At 70.1% G+C, this 1,486-nt stretch carries 1 protein-coding gene and 1 pseudogene; one reads left to right on the forward strand and one right to left on the reverse strand.

From position 1 onward, the window contains the following. Positions 1 to 209: pseudogene (locus DPV74_RS41305) on the forward strand (hypothetical protein); the annotation flags it as partial. A gap of 332 nt (positions 210 to 541) precedes the next feature. Here the strand turns inward: DPV74_RS41305 and DPV74_RS41310 are convergent. Beyond that, the coding region (locus tag DPV74_RS41310) for a YifB family Mg chelatase-like AAA ATPase (protein ID WP_240440119.1) at positions 542 to 1,486 on the reverse strand (945 nt) is incomplete at its 5' end.

Here is a 1,486-nt window from a genome sequence, read left to right on the forward strand (position 1 = left end):
TGCCGGTGCCGCTTGCGGCCGGCGGCGCGGTGAACGGGCTCGAGCTGCGCATCGCGGGCGCGGCCGCCGGCGGCGATCGCGCGCGCAAGACGATCGTCGCTCGGCTTGTCGCGCGCGGCCGGCATGCGTACCAGGCCGTCGTGATTGCCGACGGGCCGCTTGCCCAGGAGCAGCTCGACCAGTTTTTCGGGTCGTTCAAGCTCGACTGACGGCCTCGGCGAGGGCGCCGGGGCACGTCGTGGCAACTGAAAGTTCGTTCGCAACTTTCGGCGCTAGTCGCCGGATTTTGCGAGGTTTTTTCGGCTATCCACAGCGCATGTGGATAACTTTGTTGAAAAGTTGCCCGAATTTCCCGCCGAGCCGCGCGGGACGGCCTTCCGGCCCGTTTGGTCGCTCGCTCGCGTTTTGTGAAAAGTCAATCAAAACAACGAGATACGGATTCCGTGCTGCAAAGGTCCCGCCGAGCCCCGATCCGGGGCCGGATTCGTGGAATTGTGCATAAGTCAAGTCTTGACAGCCGGATTTTGTCCTCCGAGGACGCTCACAGGGCCGTGAGCGCGCGCCGGTAGCGGATCGCCTCGGCGATCTGTGCGGCCGTCGGCAGCGGGTCGCCGGCCAGGTCGGCGATCGTCCGTGCGACCTTCAGCACGCGGAAATACGCGCGCGCCGACCAGCCGAAACGCTCGCCGGCCTCGCGCAGCAGCCGCTCGCCTTCGTCGGTCGGCCGGCAGAGATCGTCGGTTTCGCGGCCGCTCAGCATGTGATTCGTCTTGCCCTGCCGGTCGAGCTGCAGCGCACGCGCGTGTGCGACCCGTGCGGCCACCGCGGCACTCGGCTCGCCGGGCGCCGTCGCGCGCGACGCGAGTTCGGCCGGCGACAGCGCGGGCAGGTCGATCTGGATGTCGATGCGATCGACGAGTGGCCCTGACAGCTTGCGCAGGTAGCGGGCGGCGACGTCCGGCGTGCAGCGGCAGCGTCCGGACGGATCGCCGTGCCAGCCGCACGGGCAGGGATTCATCGCGGCGATCAGCTGGCATGCGGCCGGGAAGTCGGCCTGCTGCGCCGCGCGCGAGATCGTGATGCGGCCGGCTTCCAGCGGCTCGCGCAGCATTTCGAGCACGTGCCGGTCGAATTCCGGGAGTTCGTCGAGAAACAGCACGCCGAGATGGGCGAGCGTGATTTCGCCCGGTTGCGGCGGGTTGCGGCCGCCGACCAGCGCGGCGGCGCTCGACGAATGATGCGGGGCACGGAACGGCCGCCGGCGCCACTGTGCCGGTGAAAAGCCGAGGCGGCTCGCGGAGAGGAGCGCCGCCGACGTCAGCGCCTCGTCGTCGGTCAGCGGCGGCAGGAGGCCCGGCAGCCGTGCGGCCAGCATCGACTTGCCGGCGCCCGGCGGCCCGATCATCAGCATGTGATGGCCGCCCGCGGCCGCGACTTCCAGCGCGCGGCGGGCACCGCGCTGGCCGACCACGTCGGCGAGATCGGG

Source organism: Burkholderia sp. HAN2018 (assembly GCF_024704855.1).
In the GTDB taxonomy this organism is placed as follows: domain Bacteria; phylum Pseudomonadota; class Gammaproteobacteria; order Burkholderiales; family Burkholderiaceae; genus Burkholderia; species Burkholderia cepacia.